The following is a 2,174-nucleotide window of genomic DNA, read 5'->3' as shown; positions in this document are numbered from 1 at the left end:
AGAAGCCATCCTGCCGAGACCCACCGGAGCCAGCCTTCGCGTGTCTCGATGAGGGGGGTGAACACGGCATCCAGCGTCGGGTGTGCCAGTCGCTCCGCCCGGTCCGAGTCCGGCCCGGCCCGGAGGATGGCCGGACCGGCCGGGTCGGTCACCAGTACGCCCCCCGGCACGACGGCCAGCGAATGCGGGTCGGCGTTCTCTGGCAACCCGAGCCGACGCCCGCTGGGGCGGTCCGGATCGACGAGCAGCAGATCGCCGTCGGCAAGCATGCCGTTGGTATTGAGCATCCAGACGAGGCCGTCGCCGTCCTGCACGGCGGCCACGGGCCAGTTGCGATCCGGTCGACCGTCCCCGATGTCGGTCCGGAACGCCAGGACCGGCGAGGGGGACGTCTCGTCGGGATCGATCGCCACGATGCGGTGGCCGTTGGTGTCCGCGATCACCAGTGTGCCGTCGCGACCGGCCCGGATGGTGTTCGGATGGTCCAGCCCGTCGGGGACGGACAGTTGCCGGACGTGCCGCCCGTCGGTTCCGATCACGTGAATCCGGTCGCCGCTGACGAGGAACAGTCGGTCGCTTGTCGCATCGTGGTGGAAATGGAAGACGTTGCTGCGGCTGATCTCCGGCAGGGGCGTTCGCCGGGAGCAGCCGGAGAGATCCCGCGCACACCAGACGATCGCCCCGGTGTCGGCATCCCCGACCAGCAGGAACGCGCCGCTGACCTGCATGTCGGTGATCCGGTCTCCGAGGCCCAGCGAGGCCAGGTCGGCCCGATGCGTGACCTCGCCCTCGGCGGTGACAGCGTAGAGAAAATCGCCGGCGTGGAAGTGGAAGTTTCCCTCGGGGTCGGCCGCGATGGTCATGGGTCCGCCGACGGCGCTGATCTTCGACTTGCCCAGCATGATGGCGCCGAATCCGGCGGCCAGCAGCAGGATGACGAGGACCGCGATGACGTTGGCGTGGCGGCTGGGGGACAGTTGCAGCATGGGCCCACTCCCTGGTTCATGAACGACTTTCCTGTCGAGGGCGCAAAGAATTAAAACTCTCTCACATCGGGGCGTCAATGGCGTGCAGAGCGCAACCGGGCGCGGTTCGCGTGGCATGGAGCGGAGAATCTTCGCCGGTCGCCGGGATAACGCGCCGACCGAGTTTGTCTTAAGGTGGGTGTGCGGGGGCCGGTCGTGCATTGGCAGCGTACGCCCCGTGCATGACGATGCGCTGACCGTTTCGGCGGCGCCATGTCGACAAACCGAGAGGTACACCAGCAATGGCAGAACAGATGGACACGGAACGCGGCTTCTACCGCAACGGCAAGATCACTGTCGAGCAGGCAACCGACGGCATGTACCTGGTCCAGCGGCCGACTACCCGTCCGCGCAAGGGGTCGTCCAACGGGCGAATGGCCTTCCCGGGGGACCCGGAGACCGTGTACGAGACCGCGGTGTTCGATGACGCGGTCGAGCACGCCCGTTCACTGGCCAAGGCCGGCTGACGCAACCCGACGGCCCGCACCTGCGGGCGACCGAGATACCGGCCCGGTGCGCCTGAAGGCGTGCCGGGCCTTTTCGTGCCCGGATCGATGTGCCCCCGGTAAGCTCGGGAGGCGCGGGGTGACGATGGCGCAGCGATCCCCGTGTGGCGCGAGGCAGTTTGTCGACGACCGGCCCCATGCCAGTGAAGCGTTGCCGAGCGGCACGATCGGCGGCCTGTCCTGACATGATCTCTGCCTTTGCCCGGTACCAACGAAGTGAAGCCGCCCCTCGGGGCGGCTTCTTCCGTCGTGTGCCGGTTGTCGGCGGATGCGATCAGTCGTCGCCTTCCAGGACTTCCTGCATTTGCTTGCGCGTCTGGATGTGGCGTTCGTTCATCTTCTGCTGGAGCTCATTCAGGTTACGTGTCGATTTCTCGATCGCGTCGTAGTCGGGCCTCGGTGCCTGGTTGAGGCGGTAGAGGCGTTGCTGTTCTTCCTGCATCTGCTCCATAAGCTTCCAGTTTCTTTCCTGGTGCTCCCGCTGAACGTCCTGCAGGCGCTGGCGTTGCCGGTCGGTGAGGGTGTTCCAGTCCGGCCCGTAACCGGCGCCGGGCCCATAGCCTTGCATCATGCCGGGGCCGTAACCCTGCATCATGCCCGGGCCGTAACCACCGTTTGGCCCGTAGCCCTGCATCATGCCGGG

3 protein-coding genes are annotated in these 2,174 nt (G+C 66.8%); 1 reads left to right on the top strand and 2 read right to left on the bottom strand.

Translation table 11 applies throughout. The features are described from left to right. Window positions 1-986, bottom strand: a 986-nt coding sequence (locus ACESL5_RS08200; RefSeq protein WP_372592295.1) for a hypothetical protein, incomplete at its 3' end; no start/stop codon positions are given. A 281-nt stretch (window positions 987-1,267) separates the two neighbouring features. On the opposite strand from ACESL5_RS08200, the gene ACESL5_RS08195 reads away from it, so the two are divergent. Further along, window positions 1,268-1,492: a hypothetical protein gene (locus ACESL5_RS08195; protein WP_372592294.1), complete on the top strand. Its 225-nt coding sequence runs from the start codon at window positions 1,268-1,270 to the stop codon at window positions 1,490-1,492. Between the two features lie 313 nt (window positions 1,493-1,805). On the opposite strand, the gene ACESL5_RS08190 is transcribed toward ACESL5_RS08195, so the two are convergent. Further along, window positions 1,806-2,174 (bottom strand): periplasmic heavy metal sensor (locus ACESL5_RS08190; RefSeq protein WP_372592293.1); only part of this gene is annotated, 369 nt, incomplete at its 5' end.

This window comes from Guyparkeria sp., assembly GCF_041687595.1.
Lineage (GTDB): Bacteria > Pseudomonadota > Gammaproteobacteria > Halothiobacillales > Halothiobacillaceae > Guyparkeria.
Note: the sequence above shows the minus strand (reverse complement) of the source record. Positions and strands in the feature narration are given on the sequence as shown.